The sequence below is a fragment of the Rathayibacter sp. VKM Ac-2759 genome (genome assembly GCF_009834225.1).
GTDB lineage: Bacteria > Actinomycetota > Actinomycetes > Actinomycetales > Microbacteriaceae > Rathayibacter.
On the sequence record NZ_CP047176.1, the window covers coordinates 1,006,252 to 1,027,402 of the forward strand.

Genomic DNA, 21,151 nt, shown 5'->3' on the forward strand with positions numbered 1-21,151 from the left:
GAGCACGCCGCCGGTGTCGCGGGCGTAACGAAGCCCTCACGGTGGCCGATGGCTCTCGTGAGACGCCGGTCACACGGTGTTACGTCGGGGCAACGGCCGCGAAACGGTGCGTGCCTACGGTGGGGGCATGACTCCAGGAGCGATCCCCGCAGCACCCCGACGCGTGCTCGTCGTCGGCGCCGGTCCCGCCGCGCACCGCCTCGTCGATGCGCTGGTCGCGCGGGCCTCGACCCCGCTCGACATCACCGTCTTCGGCGAGGAGGCGCACCACCCGTACGACCGGGTCGCGCTCTCGAAGCGCCTGGAGGGCGCCGTTGACCTCACCCTCGGCGAGGGTGCGCTGTGGGAGTCGGCGCGACTGGTCACCTCCTCCCGCGTCACTGCGATCGACCCCGAGCGCCTCCGCGTCGAGCTCGAGGACGGGCGCGTCGTCGACGGCGACGAGATCGTGCTCGCCACCGGCTCCTCCGCCACGGTGCCGCCGATCGACGGCGCCGAGCACGGCCGGGTCTACCGCACCCTCGAGGACGTTGACTCGCTCGTCGCCGACCTCGCCGCGTTCCGCCTCCGCAGGGGCCGCCCCGCCAACGTCGTCGTGGTCGGAGGCGGGCTGCTGGGCCTCGAGGCCGCCGGAGGCGCGCACCGGCTCGGCGCGCGCACCGCGCTCATCCACTCCGGCCGCTGGCTGATGAGCGCGCAGCTCGACGAGGGCGCCGGCCAGGCCCTCGGCCGCATCATCACCGCACAGGGCATCAGCCTGCACCTCGGCACGCGCCCCACCGCCGTTCTCACCTCGCCGACCGGCACGGTGCTCGGGGTGAGCACGACCGACGGCAGCAGCATCAGCGCCGATCTCGTCGTCTTCTCGATCGGCATCACCGCCCGCGACGAGCTGGCCCGCGCCGCCGGCATCGAGGTCGCGCCGCGCGGAGGCGTCGCGGTCGATGACGCCTGCCGCACCAGCCGCCCGCACGTCTGGGCGATCGGCGAGGTCGCGGCGATCGAGGGCCGCACCGTCGGCCTCGTCGCGCCGGCGAACGCGATGGCCGAGGTCGTGGCCGACCGCCTCCTCGGCGGCGACGCGACCTTCCCCGGTGTCGACGACGCGACGAAGCTCAAGCTCTCGGGCGTCGAGGTCGCCAGCTTCGGCGACGCGCTCGGCGCGGGCGAGGGCGCGCTCGAGGTCGTCTACGCCGATCCGGCACGCGGTCTGTACCAGAAGATCGTGGTCTCGGACGACGCCCGCACGCTGCTCGGCGGCATGTTCGTCGGCGACGCGGGCCCCTACTCCTCCCTGCGCCCGCTGCTCGGCCGCGAGCTGCCCGCCGAGCCGAGCGCCTACCTCGCGGCGGCCGGAGCCGAGGCGCCCTCGGGCGACCTGCCCGACGACGCCCAGCTCTGCTCCTGCAACAACGTCTCGGTCGGCGACGTGCGCCACGCGATCGGCGAGGGCTGCACCGAGCTCGGCCCGCTCAAGGCCTGCACCCGCGCCGGCACCCAGTGCGGGTCGTGCGTGCCGCTGGTCAAGAAGCTGCTCGACACCGAGCTGACCCGCGCCGGGGTGGAGGTCTCGCGCGCCCTCTGCGAGCACGTCGCGCTCAGCCGGAGCGAGCTGTTCGAGTCGGTGCGCATCCTGGGCCTGCACTCGGCCGAGCAGGTCATGGAGCGCTTCGGCTCCGGGCTCGGCTGCGACGTCTGCAAGCCGGTGATCGCGTCCGTGCTCGCGACGCAGACCAACGCCTACATCCTCGACGGGGGCCAGGCACCGCTGCAGGACACCAACGACCGCGCCCTCGCCAACATGCAGAAGGACGGCACCTACTCGGTCGTCCCGCGCATCCCGGGCGGCGAGATCACCCCCGCGAAGCTCAAGGTCATCGCCGAGGTGGCCGAGCAGTACGGCCTCTACACGAAGATCACGGGCGGCCAGCGGATCGACATGTTCGGCGCCCGCCTCGAGCAGCTCCCCGAGATCTGGCGCCTCCTCGTCGACGCGGGCTTCGAGTCGGGGCAGGCCTACGGCAAGTCGCTGCGCACGGTGAAGTCGTGCGTCGGCTCGACCTGGTGCCGCTACGGCGTGCAGGACGCGGTCGGCATGGCGGTCTTCCTCGAGGAGCGCTACCGGGGCCTGCGCTCGCCGCACAAGTTCAAGCTCGGAGTCAGCGGCTGCGCCCGCGAGTGCGCCGAGGCCCGCGGCAAGGACATCGGCGTGATCGCCACCGACACCGGCTGGAACCTCTACGTCGGCGGGAACGGCGGCTACCAGCCCGCGCACGCGCAGCTGCTCGCGCAGGATCTCGACGACGAGACGCTCGTGCGCTACATCGACCGCTACGTGATGTACTACGTCCGCACGGCCGAGCGCCTGCAGCGCACCGCGCGCTGGCAGGAGGAGCTCCCCGGCGGGCTCGAGCACGTGCGCGACGTCGTCTGCGCGGACTCCCTCGGGATCGCCGCCGAACTGGAGGCCGCCATGGCGACGCACGTGGACACCTACGTCGACGAGTGGGCCGCGACCCTCGCCGACCCCGACCGGCTCCGCCGCTTCCGCTCCTTCGTGAACGCTCCCGACACCGCGGACCCGCGGGTGGCGACGGTGCGCGAGCGCGGGCAGTCGCGGCCGGCCGGGCGCGATGAGAGGCCTGACGGGCCGGTGCTCGTGGCCGGCCCGACGATCCCGGTCGGGATGCCGGGGAAGGACGCCTGATGCAGCTCGCACTCGATCTCACCGGGCGCCGCGTCCTCGTCGTCGGCACCGCCTCCGGAGCGCGACGCGTGCTCGCCCGCTACCGCGCGGCCGGCGCCGTCGTGTCCCGGACCGAGGAGCCGGGGGACCGGGCCGTCCGCCCCGACCTGGTCGTCTGGGTAGAGGGGGAGGCGTCCCACCGCGCCGCCCTCGCCGGGGACGGGCTCTGGATCGTCGACGAGGCGCCCGCCGCCCACCGGCCGATCGGGCACGTCAGCATCGTCGGCGGCGGCCCGGGCGACCCCGACCTGATGACGCTCGCCGCGCGCCGAGCCCTCCGCGAGGCCGACGTCGTGCTCTTCGACCGCCTGGGCCCGCACGACGGACTCGCCGACTGGGCCCCCGGCGCCGAGCTCGTCGACGTGGGCAAGACCCCCGGGCATCACGCCGTCCCCCAGCACGAGATCGAGCGCCTGATGGTGTCGCGCGCCCTCGACGGCCTCGACGTCGTCCGCCTCAAGGGCGGCGACCCGTTCGTCTTCGGCCGGGGGTCGGAGGAGGTGCGGGCGTGCCGCGTCGCCGGAGTCCCGTTCACGATCGTCCCCGGGGTCACCAGCGCGATCTCGGTGCCCGCCGCCGCCGGCATCCCCGTCACCCACCGCGAGGTGAGCCGGGCGTTCACCGTGGTCTCGGGCCACGCGCCCTTCAGCGAGGAGGAGCTCGGGCACCTGGCCGGCCTGGGCGGGACGCTGGTCGTGCTGATGGGCGTGAACACCCTCCCGCACCTGGTCGCCGGACTGCAGCGCGCCGGGACGACCCCCGACACGCCGCTCGCGATCGTCGAGCGGGGCTGGTCGCGCGACCAGCGCACCACGATCACGTCCGTCGGAGGCGTCCTCGGGCTGCTCCCCGGGCTCGCCCCGCGCTCGCCCGCGGTGATCGTCATCGGCGAGGTCGTGCGGCAGGCCGCATGCGATGATGCTGGGGATCCCGAGAGCATCGCCCGCGCGGTCGATGCCCTGACCACGTGAGAGACGCCAGGGGGCCGCAGATGACCGACCTCGACCCGTCCCCGGGCTTCCGCCCCGACCAGCTCGACGGCTTCCGCATCGGAGTGACATCCGACCGCCGCTCCGAGGACCTGATCGCCGCCTTCGAGCGCCGCGGCGCCGACGTCACCCACGCACCGACGATCCGGATGCGCGCCGTCGACACCGAGGGCGTCCTCGAGGACGAGACCCGCGCGATCATCGCCGCCCGGCCCGACGTGCTGCTCGCCACCACCTCCTACGGCCTGCGCCGCTGGCTCGAGGCGGCCGACGCCGCAGGGCTGGGCGACGGACTCACCGACGCGCTCTCGGGCGCGCGCATCCTCGTCCGCGGCCCCAAGGCGCGCGGGGCGATCCGCGCCGCGGGGCTCGACGACCACGGCATGAGCGAGCGCGAGACCACCACCTCCCTCGTCGACCTGGCCCTCCGCGAGGGGGTCGAGGGCCGCACCATCGCCGTGCAGCTGCACGGCTTCACCGACCCGGCGCAGCTCGAGCGGCTCGCCGCCGCCGGGGCGAGCGTGCTGACCGCCGCCCCCTACCGCTGGAGCGCGCACGAGGACTCCGCGCGCGTCCTCCGGCTGATCGACGCGGTGTGCGGCGGCGGTGTCGACGCCGTCACCTTCACCAGCGCTCCCGCGGTCGACGCCCTCTTCACCGTCGCGGAGGCGGCGGGGCGCCTCGACGACCTCCAGGCCGCCTTCCGCGAGAGGGTCGTCGCCGCGGCAGTCGGCCCGGTCACCGCCGCACCCCTCGTCGACGCGGGCATCCTCCCGATCGTGCCCGACCGCTTCCGGATGGGCGCCCTCATCCGCCTCACCTGCGAGCACCTCGAGCAGTCCGCACCCCGCATCGACACCGAGTACGGCCTGCTCGAGCTGCGCGGCCGCCACGCGGTGCTCGCGGGCACCCGCGTCGCCCTCACACCCGTCGCCCTCGCGCTCTTCCGCACTCTCGTCGCGGCGGAGGGCGCGACCGTGGCCCGGCACGTGCTCGCCGCCTCCGCCCCCGAGGCGCTCGACGACCACGCGGTCGACGTCGCCATCAGCCGGCTGCGCCAGGCGCTCCCGGAGCCGCGGCTGGTCGCCACCGTCATCAAGCGCGGCTTCCGCCTCGCGACCCCCGTCTAGGTCCGCGGGTCTCCGCGCCGCCGGCTGGGGCGTTGTCGTCGGTTGCGATACCTCCGGTATCGCGTCCTCCGCCTTGCATGCGACGGCATGGAGACCAGCGGACCGCCTTCAGGAGTGGGGGCAGAGCCTGGGCGGACCGCGGGGGAGAGGAGGATCGGCAATTCGGCAGTCTTCGCCTGCTCGAGGCGGTGGAACTGGCGAGAAGTGCCGAACCCCGCTGGGGACGGAGAGGCCATTCGCCAGCGCTCGCCCAGTGCACGGCGGCGGAGGGGTGAGGACTGTCGAACGCGGGGCCGGTCGGTCGCGCTCGGCGCGACAGTTCGACGATCTGTGGCCACTCCGGCCGGTCGGAGGGGCGGATCGTGCCGGATGGGCGGCTGGGCGCTCGCTCTCGGTTCGCCCGTTCGGCAGTTCTCGCCTTGTCGGCTGCGGTGGAGGGGCGAGGACTGTCGAACGTGGGGTCGGCTGCTCGCTCGTGGCACGTCGCCGGGTGAGCGAGAAGGAGGAGCGCGCGTCACGAAGCAGAGGTCGATCGGTGGCAGCGGTCAGCTCGCGGGGCGCCAGCCTGCGGCGTGGAGGCGCGAGCGAACTCGCGCCGCGCAGCCGGCGGGGTCTCGCGAGAACGAGGCGTCCGCGATGCGGACGACCGCGTACCCGGCCGCGACCAGCCGCTCGTAGCGGAGGATGTCGCGGTCCCACTGCTCGCGATCGGTCCGGTGGTGGTCGCCCTCGTACTCGGCGACGACCGCCCAGTCGCGGAAGAGGAGATCGACGCGTCCAATCACACCCTCCTCGTCGACGACCTCGATGTTCAGCTCGGGTTCGGGGAGCCCGGCTCCGAGGAGCACGAGGCGCAGGAGTGTCTCGCGCCGCGACTCGGCCCCCACGCGCACCGCGGCGAGTGCCCGTCGGGCCGCCCTGCACCCGGGGCCGGAGTAGTGCTCGACCCGACGGCGCAGGATGTCGATCGAGACCCAGGGCCGAGGATCCGAGCCGTCGCCGTGGACAGGCACCTGCACCAGCGCGTCGCCGACCGCGACCAGATCCTCGAACCGAAGTGACAGGGCCAGATGGCAGAACAGGCTCGCGCCGTCCGTGGCCCGCAACCCGTGGCGACGGACCGCGCGGATCTCCGGGTCGCGGAGCGCGTGGCCGGTCACGCCGCGCCGCCTCGGGGCGCGCTCCGGGTGACGGACCGCGACATGCACGGGCTCACCCGCAGCCTCGGCGGGAAGCGGGAGCGGCCAGATCCGCGCTGCGGTGAGATGGCTGAAGACCGCGGCTTCCGGCAGTACGGTCGCGAGAGCCCGAGCCCGGTCGACGACAGACGACGCTGCTCCGCGGGGCGCGCGGACCCCGGAGAAGGGTGACTCGAGGTCGGAGGCGCGGAGCCGCTTGCCGCTGACCGCCGCGGCCTCCGCCTCCGCCACTGAGAACGGACGGCCCTGAAGGGCGTCGGGGAGGGGCGACGGACGGCGCATCGCGACATCCTGCCCGAGGCCGGGCGAGGCCCGCCGGAGTTCTCCACAGGTCGAGCCGCAGACCCTCCGCTGCCAGACTGGGCCGCATGAGCAGTGCAGCCCTCCGCGTCGTCATCGCCCCCGACTCCTTCAAGGGGTCCGCGACCGCGGTCGAGGTGGCGGAGGCGCTCGCCGCCGGGTGGCGCGAGGCGAGGCCGGGGGACGAGCTCGTGCTCGCGCCGATGGCCGACGGCGGAGAGGGCACGGTCGACGCGTTCGCGGTCGCGGTCCCGGAGGCGCGCCGCCGCACGCTCACGGTGGTCGGCCCGGACGACCGCCCGGTCGAGACCGCGTGGCTGCTGCTCCCGGACGGCACGGCGGTCGTCGAGCTCGCGTCCGCGAGCGGGATCACGCTGCTCGACCCGCTCCGCCCGCTCACCGCCCACACCCGCGGGTTCGGCAGCGCGATCGCCGCCGCTCTCGACGCCGGCGCGCGCGCCCTCCTCCTCGCGATCGGCGGCAGCTCCTCGACCGACGGCGGTGTCGGCGCCCTGCGCGAGCTCGGCGCCCGCTTCGTCAGCGTCGCGGGGCACGACCTCGGCGACGGAGGCGGTGCGCTGCACGAGCTCGCGGCGGTCGACCTGCACGCGCTCCGGCCCGTGCCGAGCGGAGGGGCGCGCATCCTGAGCGACGTCACGAACCCGCTGCTGGGCGACTCCGGTGCCGCGCACGTGTTCGGCCCGCAGAAGGGCGCGACCCTCGACGACGTGCTGCGCCTCGACGACGGGCTCCGCCACCTCGCGGCGCACCTCGACGCGGACCCGGAGGAGGCGGGCACCGGTGCCGCGGGCGGGACCGGCTTCGGGCTGCTGGCGTGGGGCGCGCGACTGGCCCCGGGCTCGGCGGCCGTGGGTGAGGCGCTCGGGCTGCCGGCGCTGGTCGAGGGCGCCGACCTCGTGATCACGGGCGAGGGGCGCTTCGACGCGCAGTCGATGGCGGGCAAGGTGCCGTCCTACCTGCTCGGGCTGGCCCGGGCGGCGGGTGCGCGGGCGATGCTGGTCGCCGGCGCGATCCAGGCGCCCGCCACCGGCTTCGCCGCCGCCGCGTCGCTGACCGAGGCGGCGGGATCCACCGCTCTGGCCATCGCCGACCCGCTGCCCCACCTGCGCGCCGTCGCGCGGGGTCTCGCCTCCGGTGTCGGTGGTCGGGCGTAGCGTTCGGGCATGGATACGGACACCCGGCGACCCCTACATGTGGTGGTCGCCCCCTGCCCGCGACCCCGGATGTCGGGAACAGCGACACGCCGACGAGCGTTGTACACAGGGAACCCCGGAGGCTCCTCCACAGCGGTGGATAACTCTCGGCGATCCGCGTCCTCCCGCGGATCCGCGGGCTCCGGCCTGTGGATGGATCGGGGAGGGAGCGGTGGATAACTACACGAATGTAACTACTAGCCCTAGTGGGCCCCCGTCGGGCGCCCCCCTATATGTAGTATTGCTGAGCAGGTCGGAGCGGACGCCCCACCGGCGCCCCGCACCACCACAGACGTACCACCCACGACCGCCTCCCACCCCGATCGGCACGCCGACGGGAAGCCTTGGAGCCGGCCCAGGACACCTCCCGGAAAGGACGACACGCATGGCCGTGACGGTCTACACCAAGCCCTCCTGCGTTCAGTGCACGGCGACCTACCGCGCCCTCGACAGCAAGGGCATCGACTACGAGGTGTTCGACCTCTCCGTCGACGAGAAGGCCCTCGAGGCCGTCAAGGCGCTGGGCTACCTCCAGGCCCCCGTCGTCATCACGGACGACGACCACTGGAGCGGCTTCCGCCCCGACAAGATCGCGACGCTCGGCGCCTGATCGGTCGGCCCTCATGCTCCGTCGGTCCGGGTGAGCAGGCTCTGCCCCGGACCGACGGTGGATCCACCACGACACGGGAGGGGCGGGACATGAGCGGACTCGTCTACTTCTCGAGCAGCTCGGGCAACACGCACCGCTTCATCGAGAAGCTGGGGCGCCCGGCGCAGCGGATCCCGCTGCACGCCCGGCGCGACGGGACGAAGCTCGACACGCTCCACGTCGACACGCCCTACGTGCTCGTCCTCCCCACCTACGGCGGCGGCAACGGCGGGGGAGCGGTCCCCAAGCAGGTCATCCGCTTCCTGAACGAACCGCGCAACCGCTCGCTGCTCCGCGGCGTCATCGGCGCCGGCAACACGAACTTCGGCGAGGCGTACTGCCTCGCCGGCGACATCATCGCGCGCAAGTGCACGGTGCCGCACCTCTACCGCCTCGAAGTATTCGGAACCCCTGACGACGTCCGCGCCGTCGACGAAGGATTGGACACGTTTTGGACGCAGCAGTGATCGACGCTCCCCGCGACGCCGCACAGATGGACTACCACTCGCTCAACGCGATGCTGAACCTGTACGGCCCGAGCGGAGAGATCCAGTTCGACAAGGACCGCGAGGCGGCTCGCGAGTACTTCCTGCAGCACGTCAACCAGAACACGGTCTTCTTCCACACGCTCAAGGAGCGCCTCGACTACCTCGTCGAGAAGGAGTACTACGAGCAGGCCGTGCTCGATCAGTACTCGTTCGACTTCATCCAGGAGCTCAACGACCTGGCCTACTCGAAGAAGTTCCGCTTCGCGACCTTCCTCGGCGCCTTCAAGTACTACACGTCGTACACGCTCAAGACCTTCGACGGGAAGCGCTACCTCGAGCGCTTCGAGGACCGCGTCGTGATGACCGCCCTCGGCCTCGCCCAGGGCGACGAGAAGCTCGCGATCGCCCTCGTCGAGGAGATCGTCGCCGGCCGCTTCCAGCCCGCGACCCCGACCTTCCTCAACACGGGCAAGGCGCAGCGCGGCGAGCTCGTCTCGTGCTTCCTCCTGCGCATCGAGGACAACATGGAGTCGATCGCCCGCGGCATCAACTCCGCCCTCCAGCTCTCCAAGCGCGGCGGCGGAGTCGCCCTCTCGCTCTCGAACATCCGCGAGGCCGGCGCCCCGATCAAGCAGATCGAGAACCAGTCCTCGGGCATCATCCCCGTGATGAAGCTCCTCGAGGACAGCTTCAGCTACGCGAACCAGCTCGGCGCGCGCCAGGGCGCGGGAGCGGTGTACCTCTCGGCGCACCACCCCGACATCCTGCGCTTCCTCGACACCAAGCGCGAGAACGCCGACGAGAAGATCCGCATCAAGACGCTCTCCCTCGGAGTCGTCGTGCCCGACATCACGTTCGAGCTCGCGAAGAACAACGAGGACATGTACCTCTTCTCGCCCTACGACGTCGAGCGCGTCTACGGCGTGCCCTTCGGCGACGTGTCGATCTCGGAGAAGTACCGCGAGATGGTCGATGACCCGCGCATCAAGAAGACCAAGATCTCGGCGCGCGAGTTCTTCCAGACCATCGCCGAGATCCAGTTCGAGTCGGGCTACCCCTACATCGTGTTCGAGGACACGGTGAACAAGGCGAACCCGATCAAGGGCCGCATCAACATGTCGAACCTCTGCTCCGAGATCCTCCAGGTCAACACCCCGACGACCTACAACGAGGACCTGTCCTACGCCACCATCGGCAAGGACATCTCCTGCAACCTCGGCTCGCTCAACATCGCGCTGACGATGGACTCGCCCGACTTCGGCCGCACCATCGAGACCGCGATCCGCGGCCTGACCTCCGTCTCGGACCAGTCGCACATCACCTCGGTGCGCTCGATCGAGGACGGCAACGACAAGTCGCACGCCATCGGCCTCGGCCAGATGAACCTGCACGGCTACCTCGCCCGCGAGCGGATCCACTACGGATCCGAGGAGGGCATCGACTTCACCAACATCTACTTCTACTCGGTGCTGTTCCACGCCCTGCGCGCCTCCAACAACCTCTCGATCGAGCGCGGCACCACCTTCGAGGGCTTCGCCGACTCGAAGTACGCCTCGGGCGAGTTCTTCGACACCTACACCGAGAAGGAGTGGGCGCCCGCGACCGACCGCGTCGCCCGCCTCTTCGCCGAGGCCGGCATCGCCGTCCCCACGCAGGACGACTGGCGTGCGCTCAAGGCCTCGGTCATGGAGCACGGCATCTACAACCAGAACCTGCAGGCCGTCCCGCCGACCGGCTCGATCTCGTACATCAACAACTCGACGTCCTCGATCCACCCGATCGCGTCGAAGATCGAGATCCGCAAGGAGGGCAAGCTCGGCCGCGTCTACTACCCGGCGCCGTTCATGACGAACGACAACCTGGAGTACTACCAGGACGCGTACGAGATCGGCTACGAGAAGATCATCGACACCTACGCCGCGGCGACGCAGCACGTCGACCAGGGACTCTCGCTCACGCTGTTCTTCAAGGACACCGCGACCACCCGCGACATCAACCGCGCGCAGATCTACGCCTGGCGCAAGGGCATCAAGACCATCTACTACATCCGTCTCCGCCAGCTCGCGCTGGAGGGCACGGAGGTCGACGGCTGCGTCAGCTGCATGCTGTAGCGTCCACCGTCCGATCACCCCTCTTGCACGACCGATCCGCACGAAGAAGAGATCATGACTCCCCCTGAGAAGCTCAAGCTGGTCAGCCACGTCAACGCCATCAACTGGAACAAGATCCAGGACGACAAGGACGTGGAGGTCTGGAACCGCCTCACGAGCAACTTCTGGCTGCCCGAGAAGGTGCCGCTGTCCAACGACATCCAGTCGTGGAACACGCTCACCCACGACGAGCAGCAGCTCACGATGCGCGTGTTCACGGGCCTGACCCTGCTCGACACCATCCAGGGCACGGTCGGCGCCGTCTCGCTGATCCCCGATGCGCTCACCCCGCACGAGGAGGCCGTCTACACGAACATCGCGTTCATGGAGTCGGTGCACGCGAAGTCGTACTCGTCGGTGTTCTCGACGCTCTCGAACACGCAGGACATCGACGAGGCGTTCCGCTGGTCGGTCGAGAACCCGAACCTGCAGAAGAAGGCGTCCATCGTCATGGACTACTACCGCGGCGACGACCCGCTGAAGCGGAAGGTCGCCTCGACGCTGCTCGAGTCCTTCCTCTTCTACTCGGGCTTCTACCTCCCGATGTACTGGTCCTCGCGCGCCAAGCTCACCAACACGGCCGACCTCGTGCGCCTGATCATCCGTGACGAGGCCGTGCACGGCTACTACATCGGCTACAAGTTCCAGAAGGGGCTCGAGCTGGTCGACCAGGCCAAGCGCGACGAGATCAAGGACTACACGTTCTCGCTGCTCTACGAGCTCTACGACAACGAGGCGCAGTACACGCAGGACCTCTACGACCAGCTCGGCCTGACCGAGGACGTCAAGAAGTTCCTGCACTACAACGCCAACAAGGCGCTGATGAACCTCGGCTACGAGCCGATGTTCCCCAAGCAGGTCACCGACGTGAACCCGGCGATCCTGTCGGCCCTCTCGCCCAACGCCGACGAGAACCACGACTTCTTCTCGGGCTCCGGCTCCTCCTACGTGATCGGCAAGGCCGTGAACACCGAGGACGAGGACTGGGACTTCTAGGCGCACTCCGATCCGTCACGAAAGGCCCCTCCACCCGCGGGTGAGGGGCCTTTCGTGACGGATGGATCAGAGTGGCAGCCGCATCACGACGCGCGGGAAGCCCGCCAGTACCGAGGTCGTGTCGGCCGCCCAGAAGAAGCCGGCGCGCTCGAACAGGGCGCGCGTGCCGACGTAGGCCATCGTCTGCTCGACCTTCGCTCCGCGGTTGTCGACGGGGTAGCCCTCGATCGCCGGGGCGCCGTGGGCGCGGGCGAAGTCGACGGCGCCGGCGAGCAGGGCGTGCGAGGTCCCGCGGCCGCGGAAGCCGGGGCGGACGCGGATGCACCAGACGGTCCAGACGTCGAGGTCGTCGACGTGCGGGATCCTGCGGTTCTTCGCGTAGCTCGTGTCAGCGCGCGGGTGCACGGCGGCCCAGCCCGCGACGTCGCCGCCGTCGTAGGCGAGCACCCCGGGAGGCGGATCCAGCGCGACGAGCTCGCGCATCCGCTCGCCGCGAGCCGGTCCCCGCAGTGCGTTGTTCTCGGTCGACGAGAGCAGGCGGTAGCTGAGGCACCAGCACGAGTTCGCGTCGGGGCGCTTCGGACCGTTCATCGTCGCCAGGTCGTCGAAATCGGTGGCGGGTCGCACCTCGATCGTCATGGCGGCAGCCTCCCACCGGCCCGGCTCCCCGGCAAGGCGCCGATTCACCACTCCGGCGCATGAATCGCACCAGGACCCGCTGTTGGACGGCGCACAGGCGGCCCGCCTACCGTGGACGAGGTATCCAACGAAGGAGCACTCCCTTGAAGCACGTCCCCCTCGGCACCTCCGGTCCCGACTCCCCGAACGTCGTCCTCGGCGTCATGCGGATCCCCGACATGACCGACGACGCGATCCGCGACCTCGTCCGCTCCGCCCGCGACTCCGGCATCGACTTCTTCGATCACGCCGACGTCTACGGCAACTCTCTGCACCAGTGCGAGGAGCGCTTCGCCGAGGCCCTCGCGCTCACGCCGAGCGAGCGCAGCGAGATCGTGCTGCAGACCAAGGCCGGCATCGTCGGCGACGGCCCGTACTTCGACTTCTCGTACGAGCACCTGATCGAGTCGGTCGAGGGCTCGCTGAAGGCGCTGCGCACCGACTACATCGACGTGCTGCTCCTGCACCGGCCCGACGCCCTCGTCGAGCCCGACGAGGTGGCGCGTGCGTTCGACGAGCTGCACGCGGCCGGCAAGGTGAAGCACTTCGGAGTCTCGAACCAGACGCCGCTTCAGATCGAGCTGCTGAAGAAGTCGCTGAACCAGCCGATCGTCGCCAACCAGCTGCAGCTGTCGATCACGCACTCGCCGATGATCGCCCAGGGCGTCGCGTCGAACATGCTCGCCGAGGACCAGTCGACCATGCGCGACGCGGGCATCCTCGACTACTGCCGCCTGAACGACATCACGGTGCAGGCCTGGTCGCCGTTCCAGAGCGGGTTCTTCACCGGCGTCTTCCTCGACAACCCGCAGTACGCCGACCTCAACGCGGTCATCGACCGGCTCGCGAAGAAGTACGACGTGCCCGCGATCGCGATCGCGACGGCGTGGATCACCCGCCACCCGGCGAAGATGCAGGTCGTGCTCGGCACCACCAACGAGCAGCGCGTGCGCGACGCGGCGCTCGGCTCCGACATCCCGCTCACGCGGCCGGAGTGGTACGAGCTGTTCCGCGCGGCAGGACACATCGTCCCCTAGAGCTCCCACCCCGGAGAAGAAGCGCGTCGGCGCACGGGAGGCACGGATCCGCGAGGGTCCGTGCCTCCTTCTCGTGCTGCGTGTCGTCCGGGCTCAGCCGAGCGTCGGGAGGTCCGGCATCGGGGGAGCCGGGGGCATCTCGAGCGGCTTCACCGGAACCTCGATCCACTCGGGAGCCGCAGGTGCGGGTGCGGGCGCCTGCGCATCCTGATCGCTGAACTCCTCCTGTGCCTCCTCCTCGGCCTCGGACGCTTCGCGGGAGGCGATCTCCGCGCGAGCCTCCTCGACCCGCGCCGCGTGGGAGTCTCGAACGGCTGCGATTCCGGCGAGCGCAGCGGCGGTCGCCGTCGCTGCCTCTGCTCGCGCCGTGAGGGTGTCGCGGAGGGTCGCCGTTGCTGCGAGGAGTCCGTCTCGCGGGCCGGCGTCCGCCGAAGGACTCTCGTCGAGAGCGGCCTGCGCCAGTTCGACGACTCGACCCGAGACGACTTCGCGGGCGGCCACCACGGCGGCGATCGTGGCATCGAAGGTCGAGACGGCATCGGTGTCGAGCGCCGTTCGAAGAGGAGGGATCGCGGAGTCGAGGACCGAGCGTCGCTCCTCGTCCACGACGCCGGCTGACGCGCCGAGTACGGCCGCCGCGTCGGAGAGAAGCGCCTCGCCTCGGGCGCGCTGATCGGCGGAGAGGGTGGGAGCGGCGGTCGGAGCCGCAGCGGCCGTGGTGGTCGAGATCGCAGAGACGGTGTCGGTGGCCGACGGGGTGCAGCCGGCGAGCGCGGAGCCGGTCGAGGCGATCATGAGCACGAGAGCGATGCGGAGACGCGCGGAGGGCATGAGCAGATTCTAGGGAGGGCGCGGTCAACGATCCGACGCCACCGAGTCACGACGCGATGACGAGCCGCAGTCGCACCACGGAGTCGACCTCGACGTCCTCCGCGCGGCGCACGGCGGTCTTGATCGGCACGAGGAAGCCGCCGTCCTTCGGCCAGAGCGACGTCGTCCAGGTGCTCGCCCCGAGCGTCACCGTCGCCGGGATCATGCCCCAGCCGTACGTGACGTGCGCGGCGACGGAGGCGATCGCCCCCGCCTGCTCGCCCGGCACGCTCACGAAGTGCCAGGGCGCCGGCCCCCGCCAGAAGACGACGACGCCCTCGAACTCGAGTTCCACGGGCTCAGCGTAGGACCTCGGGAATAGGACGCCGCCCCCTGCGTTGAACTTGAGCGTAACCGACTCAACTCTCCAGGAGGACTGTTGCCCGACAACTTCAATGAGGCCGGAGCGAGCTCGTTCGACGACTTCCTCGCCCGCTACCTCGACGGTGAGCGCGCTCGCGCGGCGCGCTCGATCGACCTCAGCCGTTTCCTCACCGCGCGCACCCAGAGCATCCTGCAGGCCGCGGGACGCTTCACCCTCGAGCGCGGCCAGACCGAGCTCGACGCCCTGCACGTGCTGCGGGTCCTCGTCGACGACGAGGCCGTCGCACAGGCCGTCCAGCGCATCGGCGTCGACCCGGCTGCCATCGCGACCGCCACCGAGGCGCGCCTTCCGCAGGCGTCCGAGGCCGGCGCCTCGCAGAACGCCGCGACCATCACGAACAGCGCCCAGCGCGCCCTCTTCCACGCCTACCAGGTGGCCCGTTCGAGCGGCTCGACCTACATCGACCCCGAGCACGTCTTCTTCGCGCTCGTCCTCGGTCAGGACGCGCCCGCCGGCCAGGTGCTGGCCCGTGCCGGAGTGACGGCCGAGGCCCTCACGCAGGGCATGCGCGAGACGGTGCCGGCCGGCGTCTCCCCGGAGGAGCCCGCCGCGGCCGCGTCCGAGACCCCGATGCTCGACAAGTTCGGCACCGACCTGACCGAGCTCGCCCGCGAGGGCCGGCTCGACCCGGTGATCGGCCGCGCCGACGAGATCGAGCAGACCGTCGAGATCCTCAGCCGCCGCACCAAGAACAACCCGGTGCTGGTCGGCGAGGCCGGCGTCGGCAAGACCGCGATCGTCGAGGGGCTGGCCCGCGCGATCGTCGCGGGGGAGGTCCCGGAGCAGCTGCGCGGCAAGCGCGTCGTCTCGCTGGATCTGCCGGCGATGCTCGCGGGCACCCGCTACCGCGGCGACTTCGAGGAGCGCCTCACCACGACGATGGACGAGATCGCCGCCCACGCGGCCGAGCTCATCGTGTTCATCGACGAGATCCACACCGTCGTCGGCGCCGGCGGCGCGGGCGAGGGCGGCATGGACGCGGGCAACATCCTCAAGCCCCGCCTGGCCCGCGGCGAGCTGCACCTGGTCGGTGCGACGACGCTGAAGGAGTACCGCACCATCGAGAAGGACCCGGCGCTCGAGCGCCGCTTCCAGCCTGTGCGCGTGGGGGAGCCGGGTATCGAGGACGCCGTCGCGATCCTGCACGGCCTCCGCCCCGCCTACGAGGAGCACCACCGCGTGTCCTTCACCGACGAGGCCCTCCGCGCCTCCGTCGAGCTCTCCGCCCGCTACCTCACCGATCGCGTGCTGCCCGACAAGGCGATCGACCTGATCGACCAGGCCGGGGCGCGCCTGCGCCTGACGCTCGGTGCGGGGGTCGACACCACCGCGCTGCTCGCGAGGCTGGCGACGCTCGAGGCCGACAAGAACGCGGCCGTCTCGGCCGAGCACTACGAGGAGGCGTCGCGCCTGCGCGACGAGATCGTCGCCGTGCAGACCGAGCTCGACGCCGCGACCGGGCACGCGACTCCGGAGGCGGTCGTCGGCGAGACCGAGATCGCCGCGGTCGTCGCCCGCGCCACCGGCATCCCGGTGTCGCGGCTGACCGAGGGGGAGCGCGATCGCCTCGCGCACCTCGAGACCGAGCTGCACCAGCGCGTCATCGGCCAGGACGACGCGGTCACCGCGGTCGCCCGCGCCGTGCGCCGCAGCCGCACCGGTCTGGGCGATGCCTCGCGCCCGGTCGGGTCCTTCCTCTTCCTCGGCCCGACGGGCGTGGGCAAGACCGAGCTGGCGCGGACCCTCGCGGGCTCGCTCTTCGCCGACGAGCAGTCGGTGATCCGCTTGGACATGAGCGAGTTCGGCGAGCGGCACACCGTCTCGCGCCTGGTCGGCGCCCCTCCCGGGTACGTCGGCTACGACGAGGCGGGCCAGCTCACCGAGCGCGTGCGCCGGAACCCCTACTCGGTCGTGCTCTTCGACGAGATCGAGAAGGCGCACCCCGACGTCTTCAACCTGCTGCTGCAGGTGCTCGACGACGGACGCCTGACCGACGGCCAGGGCCGGACGGTCGACTTCCGCAACACGGTGATCATCATGACCTCGAACCTGGGGTCGGAGTTCCTCGCCTCCCGCTCCGGAGCGCTCGGCTTCGTCGCGCAGAGCGACGCCTCGGCCGAGGGCTTCGCCTCGGAGAAGGACCTGCGCGACCGCGTCATGGGGCGCCTGCGCGAGGCGATGCGGCCCGAGTTCCTCAACCGCATCGACGAGATCGTGCTGTTCCGCCGCCTCGGCCGCGAGCAGCTGCGCGAGATCGTCTCGATCGTGCTCGACGCCACCCGGGCCCGCCTCGCGTCGCGCGAGGTCTCGCTCGAGGTGACCGAGTCGGCGATCGACTGGCTCGCCGAGCACGGCTACGAGCCGCAGTACGGGGCCCGGCCGCTGCGCCGCCTGGTGCAGCGCTCGGTCGACGACCGCATCGCCGATCTGTTCGTGAGCGGCGACGTGACCGACGGAGGCGCGGTGCGCGTCGACGCGGTCGGCGGCGAGCTGATCGTCACCTCGGCAGCGCAGCTGCCGCTGGCGGCGTAGTCACCGGACGCCCCGGCCTGCTCCTCGAGCGGGCCGGGGCTTCTGCATGCCCCCTCCCAGGGGCCGAGCGCAATGCGTTGCGGGGGAGGGCGCGGGCGGATAGACACGGAGGGCACGAGAACCGGAGGCCCGATGTCGAACCCGCGCTACTACGACCCCGTGGGCCGGGCGATCCGGTCGCTGCTCTGGCTGAGCCTGGTCTGCTTCGGGCTCGCCATCGGATTCTTCGCCCTCGACGTCGTCACCCCGGGTTCGATGACCGACGCGCAGCGCCCCTACGCCGAGGCGAGCGGGGCGCTGGCGTGCTTCGGTATCTTCGGGCTGTTCGTCCACTTCGCCACGGTGGCGATCGTGGGCGCCATCCGCGGGCGCGGGCAGTAGGCCCGGCTCACCGTTCCTCTGAGCCGGAGCGCTACGGGCACTTCTTCGCCGCGACCGAGACCTTGAGCGCCGCGTCCGGAGCGACGGTCGAGCCGCCCGCCGGATCCTGCGCCGTCACCTGACCGGTGTCCGGCGCCTTCGGGTCCTCGGTGCACGAGAGCGTGATGCTCGCGAAGCCGGCGGCGCCGAACGCGGCCTTGGCCGCCTCCAGCTCCTGACCGACGACGTCGGGCACGGTCTTCTGGTTGCCGTTGCTGGTCCAGAGCGTGATCGCCGACCCGGCCTGCGCGGTGCCGGAGGGATCCTGCCGGGTCACGGTGCCGACCGCCGCATCGCTCGCCTCGGCGCCGCCGTCGACGACGCTGAAGCCCGCAGCCTCGAGCTTGGCCTTCGCGTCGGCGAGGGCGATGCCCGTGACGTCCGGGATCTCGATCTTGGGCACGACCTGGAGCGAGCCGTCCGCCTCCGGGAACGCCTCTCCGCCGTACTTCGCGTTGGCGGCGGCCATCACGACGGGCCAGATGCGGTGGCGGGCGGTCGCCGAGGATCCGGAGTCGAAGAAGTACTGCCTGCTGCGCAGGTTGGCGTCGCCCTGGATGTTGAAGACCCCGACCGCCGTCGCGACGCGGGTGCTCGCTCCGGTCATCCACGTGGCGACCGCGTCGTCGGTGGTGCCGGTCTTGCCGATCAGCGGGATGCTGTCGCGAGTGCGCGATGCGGTCGCCGTGCCTCCCGCGGTGAAGGTCGACTGCAGGGCGACCGCGGCGGTGGCGGCGACGTTGCGGTCGATCGACTGCCGGCAGTTCGCGGGCGGTACCGGCTGGTCGGCGCCCGCCGCGTCGGTGATCCTGTCGATCGCGATCGGGTCGCAGGTGATGCCGCCGGAGGCGATGGTCGCGTAGGCACCGGCCATCGAGAGCGGGGAGACGTAGTTGGTGCCGAGCACCGAGGACGGGTTGTGCTCGAGCTCGCCGTCGCTGCCCTGCACGACTCCCATCGCCGCCGCGGTGTCGCGGATCGCGCAGAGGTCGAGCTGGCGGGCCATGGCGACGAAGCCGGTGTTCAGCGAGGTCTTGGTGAAGGTCACGGGGGTGCCGACCTGGCCGTTGCCGCCCTCGTCGTTCCGAGTGCCGGGGGAGGGGCTGGTCACCGTGCCGCCGGCCTCGCACGAGTCGGTGAACGTGCCCCAGGTCGTCGTCCGGGTCCCGTTCACGGACTCGTTGATGCTGTGGCCCTCCTTCAGCCAGTCGACGAGCGTGAACAGCTTGTAGGTCGAGCCGGGCTGGATGCCGGCCGAGCCGCCGTAGGCCTTGTCGGTGCTGAGGTTGATGGCGCTGTAGGACGGATCCGCCGCGAGGACGTCCGGGTCCTGCGAGTACTTCTTGTTCTGCGTCATCGCCAGGACCCGGCCGGTGCCGACCTCGACGCTCACCGAGACGGCTCCCACGTCGAAGTTCCAGGTCTGGGGCACCTGCGAGTCGACGGCGTTGACGGCCGCGTCCTGCAGGTCGACGTCGAGCGTCGTGTAGACGTCCTGCCCACCGCGGCGGAAGTTGCTCCAGCGGGTGTCCTCGTCGGCGCCGAAGATCTCGTTGTTCTTGAGGACGTTCGTGACGTAGTCGCAGAAGAAGCCCGCGTTGCCGGCGGTCGAGCAGCCGGTGCTGGGCTGGGTGATCTGCGGCTCGACCGGCGTCGCGATCGCGGCGTCGTGGTCCGCCTGCGAGATCTTCCCCTCCTCCAGCATCTTGCCGATGATGTAGTCGCGGCGCTCCTTGTTGCGGGCGTAGCCGTTCGCGACGCCGTTGTCGACGTTGTCCGGCTGGTCGATGCGCAGCGCGGCGGGGTTGTTGACGATCGCGATGAGGCTCGCGGCCTGGGCGATGGTCAGGTTCGCAGCGGTGGTGTTGTAGTAGTAGTTCGCGGCGGTCTCGAGGCCGTAGGTCGTGCCTCCGAAGAACGCGATGTTGAGGTAGCCCTGGAGGATCTGGTCCTTCGTGTACTCCTTCTCGAGGCCGATCGCGAGCTTCATCTCTCGGAGCTTGCGCTCGGGGGAGGTGCGGGTGGCGTCGTCGATCGCGGCGGCGCGCTCGGCCTCGTCGGTGATGTTGCGGACGGCCTTCTCGACGAGGACGTTCTTGACGTACTGCTGGGTGATCGAGGATCCGCCCTGCACGTCGTTGCCGAGCACGTAGGTCTGCGCGACGGCGCGCAGGGTGCCGGGGAGGTCGACTCCGCCGTGCTCGTAGAAGCGGGGGTCCTCGCCCGAGACGGCGGCGTCCTTGGCGAACTGCGAGATCTGGTCCAGCGGGACCTCGATGCGGTTCTCGACGTAGAAGGAGGCGAGCAGCTGCGTCGATCCGTCGGAGCGCGTCGCGTAGATGTTGCTCTTCTCGGAGAGCTTGTCGACCTCGAGGTACTCGGGGAGGCCGTCGAAGACGCCGATCGACTGGTTGGCGGCGACGCCCGCGATGGCGACGGCGGGTGTCACGGTCGCGGTCACCAGGACGCCGGCGACGACGCTCATGCCCAGGAAGCCGACGATCGCCTTGATGACGCCGCCGGTGGTCCTACTGTCGGACGCCACGCATTCTCCTTCGGTTACCCCCTGTCTCGCGCCGATCTCTCCGACGCCCTAGCACGTTCTGCGCCAGGTCAACCTCGACAGACTAACCCGAGAGCTCCGGAAGGCGAAGGCCCGGTCCGGGGGCTGAACGGGGCCTGGGTCCCGGGTGTGCGGTGCTCGGACTGTCGCGGCTCCGCCGGGGGTGCCCGATCACCGCGGCTTCGACTGAGCATGGGATGAGAGAACGCTCAGGTCGAGGGAACGCCCCCGCTGGCGCGGTGACCCCGGGATCGGCGCGATCGCGGCGATGCGCGCGGCGCGGAGGGTCGTCACCGGGGTGCGGTCGTCGTTCCTCCACAGGCGGGTCCGGTTGAGGCATACTCGTGTGGAAACTACCGTGCGAGGAATTCTCATCCCCGACCACCGGAGGTCCTCATGTCCCTTCCCCGGCGCGCCAGCGCACTCCTCCTCGCCGCCTCGGCCCTCGCGACCAGCGCCCTCGTCGCTCCGGCGGCCTCGGCCTCCGAGAGCCAGTGCCCCACCGGCTTCAGCTGCGTCTGGACCGACTCGAACTACAGCAGCAACTACTCGGGCCGGGGGAACGCGGACTACACCGAGTGGTACTCCGTCGGCGGCTACGTCTTCAACGACACGATCTCGAGTCTGAAGAACCGGTACCCGGGCCGGAAGATCTGGTACGAGCACGCCGGTCGAGGGGGAGCGCAGCTCTGGATCACGACGAACTCCCAGATCTCGAATCTCCAGAACGCAGGGACGGGCCTCTCCAGCCATCCGAACTGGAACGACTTCATCTCGAGCGTCGACTGATGGCGGGGTTCCGTCG

The 21,151-nt window shown here is 71.0% G+C and carries 17 protein-coding genes; 12 read left to right on the forward strand and 5 right to left on the reverse strand.

The genetic code is table 11. From position 1 onward, the window contains the following. Nucleotides 1-127: 127 nt before the first annotated feature. From nirB to GSU68_RS04665, 3 genes are read left to right on the forward strand one after another with little or no spacing between them, the layout of a single operon-like run. Nucleotides 128-2,707: a nitrite reductase large subunit NirB gene (gene nirB, locus GSU68_RS04655; RefSeq protein ID WP_159905917.1), complete on the forward strand. Its 2,580-nt coding sequence runs from the start codon at nucleotides 128-130 to the stop codon at nucleotides 2,705-2,707. Continuing rightward, a complete protein-coding gene (gene cobA / locus GSU68_RS04660; protein ID WP_159905918.1) occupies nucleotides 2,707-3,717 on the forward strand; it encodes a uroporphyrinogen-III C-methyltransferase in 1,011 nt (336 codons plus the stop codon). The genes nirB and cobA overlap by 1 nt, the downstream gene beginning before the upstream one ends. A gap of 20 nt (nucleotides 3,718-3,737) precedes the next feature. Further along, nucleotides 3,738-4,865, forward strand: coding sequence for a uroporphyrinogen-III synthase (locus GSU68_RS04665; RefSeq protein ID WP_159905919.1), 1,128 nt, complete (start codon nucleotides 3,738-3,740; stop codon nucleotides 4,863-4,865). A 545-nt stretch (nucleotides 4,866-5,410) separates the two neighbouring features. Here GSU68_RS04665 and GSU68_RS04670 read toward each other — a convergent pair. Further along, a complete protein-coding gene (locus GSU68_RS04670) occupies nucleotides 5,411-6,025 on the reverse strand; it encodes a hypothetical protein (RefSeq protein WP_208544650.1) in 615 nt (204 codons plus the stop codon). Nucleotides 6,026-6,432: 407 nt separating this feature from the next. Here GSU68_RS04670 and GSU68_RS04675 point away from each other — a divergent pair, with 407 nt between their 5' ends. The 5 genes from GSU68_RS04675 to nrdF all read left to right on the forward strand — a co-directional run bounded on the left by GSU68_RS04675 (nucleotide 6,433) and on the right by nrdF (nucleotide 11,861). Then, nucleotides 6,433-7,539, forward strand: coding sequence for a glycerate kinase (locus GSU68_RS04675; RefSeq protein WP_159905920.1), 1,107 nt, complete (start codon nucleotides 6,433-6,435; stop codon nucleotides 7,537-7,539). A gap of 424 nt (nucleotides 7,540-7,963) precedes the next feature. Continuing rightward, complete coding sequence (gene nrdH / locus GSU68_RS04680; RefSeq protein WP_055791091.1) at nucleotides 7,964-8,188, forward strand: glutaredoxin-like protein NrdH; 225 nt, start codon at nucleotides 7,964-7,966, stop codon at nucleotides 8,186-8,188. An 89-nt stretch (nucleotides 8,189-8,277) separates the two neighbouring features. Beyond that, complete coding sequence (nrdI, locus tag GSU68_RS04685) at nucleotides 8,278-8,694, forward strand: class Ib ribonucleoside-diphosphate reductase assembly flavoprotein NrdI (protein ID WP_159905921.1); 417 nt, start codon at nucleotides 8,278-8,280, stop codon at nucleotides 8,692-8,694. Between the two features lie 26 nt (nucleotides 8,695-8,720). Next, nucleotides 8,721-10,826, forward strand: coding sequence for a class 1b ribonucleoside-diphosphate reductase subunit alpha (nrdE, locus tag GSU68_RS04690; protein WP_159910129.1), 2,106 nt, complete (start codon nucleotides 8,721-8,723; stop codon nucleotides 10,824-10,826). 54 nt (nucleotides 10,827-10,880) lie between these two features. After that, entirely contained in the window at nucleotides 10,881-11,861 is a 981-nt protein-coding gene (nrdF, locus tag GSU68_RS04695) for a class 1b ribonucleoside-diphosphate reductase subunit beta (protein WP_056041725.1), read from the forward strand. Nucleotides 11,862-11,927: 66 nt separating this feature from the next. Here nrdF and GSU68_RS04700 read toward each other — a convergent pair whose 3' ends face one another. Beyond that, nucleotides 11,928-12,500: a GNAT family N-acetyltransferase gene (locus GSU68_RS04700; RefSeq protein ID WP_159905922.1), complete on the reverse strand. Its 573-nt coding sequence runs from the start codon at nucleotides 12,498-12,500 to the stop codon at nucleotides 11,928-11,930. A 143-nt stretch (nucleotides 12,501-12,643) separates the two neighbouring features. On the opposite strand from GSU68_RS04700, the gene GSU68_RS04705 reads away from it, so the two are divergent. Next, entirely contained in the window at nucleotides 12,644-13,576 is a 933-nt protein-coding gene (locus tag GSU68_RS04705; protein WP_279631054.1) for an aldo/keto reductase, read from the forward strand. Between the two features lie 93 nt (nucleotides 13,577-13,669). On the opposite strand, the gene GSU68_RS04710 is transcribed toward GSU68_RS04705, so the two are convergent. After that, nucleotides 13,670-14,407, reverse strand: a complete 738-nt coding sequence (locus tag GSU68_RS04710) for a hypothetical protein (RefSeq protein ID WP_159905924.1) — start codon at nucleotides 14,405-14,407, stop codon at nucleotides 13,670-13,672. 46 nt (nucleotides 14,408-14,453) lie between these two features. Continuing rightward, entirely contained in the window at nucleotides 14,454-14,741 is a 288-nt protein-coding gene (locus GSU68_RS04715) for a DUF1905 domain-containing protein (protein ID WP_159905925.1), read from the reverse strand. Nucleotides 14,742-14,825: 84 nt separating this feature from the next. On the opposite strand from GSU68_RS04715, the gene GSU68_RS04720 reads away from it, so the two are divergent. Then, nucleotides 14,826-17,363, forward strand: coding sequence for an ATP-dependent Clp protease ATP-binding subunit (locus GSU68_RS04720; RefSeq protein ID WP_159905926.1), 2,538 nt, complete (start codon nucleotides 14,826-14,828; stop codon nucleotides 17,361-17,363). Nucleotides 17,364-17,495: 132 nt separating this feature from the next. Further along, the gene (locus GSU68_RS04725) at nucleotides 17,496-17,744 is read left to right on the forward strand and encodes a hypothetical protein (protein ID WP_159905927.1); all 249 of its coding nucleotides are present in this window, start codon (nucleotides 17,496-17,498) and stop codon (nucleotides 17,742-17,744) included. 31 nt (nucleotides 17,745-17,775) lie between these two features. Here GSU68_RS04725 and GSU68_RS04730 read toward each other — a convergent pair whose 3' ends face one another. Then, the gene (locus GSU68_RS04730) at nucleotides 17,776-20,328 is read right to left on the reverse strand and encodes a transglycosylase domain-containing protein (RefSeq protein WP_159905928.1); all 2,553 of its coding nucleotides are present in this window, start codon (nucleotides 20,326-20,328) and stop codon (nucleotides 17,776-17,778) included. A 414-nt stretch (nucleotides 20,329-20,742) separates the two neighbouring features. On the opposite strand from GSU68_RS04730, the gene GSU68_RS04735 reads away from it, so the two are divergent. Beyond that, nucleotides 20,743-21,135 carry a peptidase inhibitor family I36 protein gene (locus tag GSU68_RS04735; RefSeq protein WP_159905929.1) on the forward strand — a complete coding sequence of 131 codons (393 nt, stop codon included), beginning with the start codon at nucleotides 20,743-20,745 and terminating at the stop codon, nucleotides 21,133-21,135. Nucleotides 21,136-21,151 lie beyond the last annotated feature (16 nt).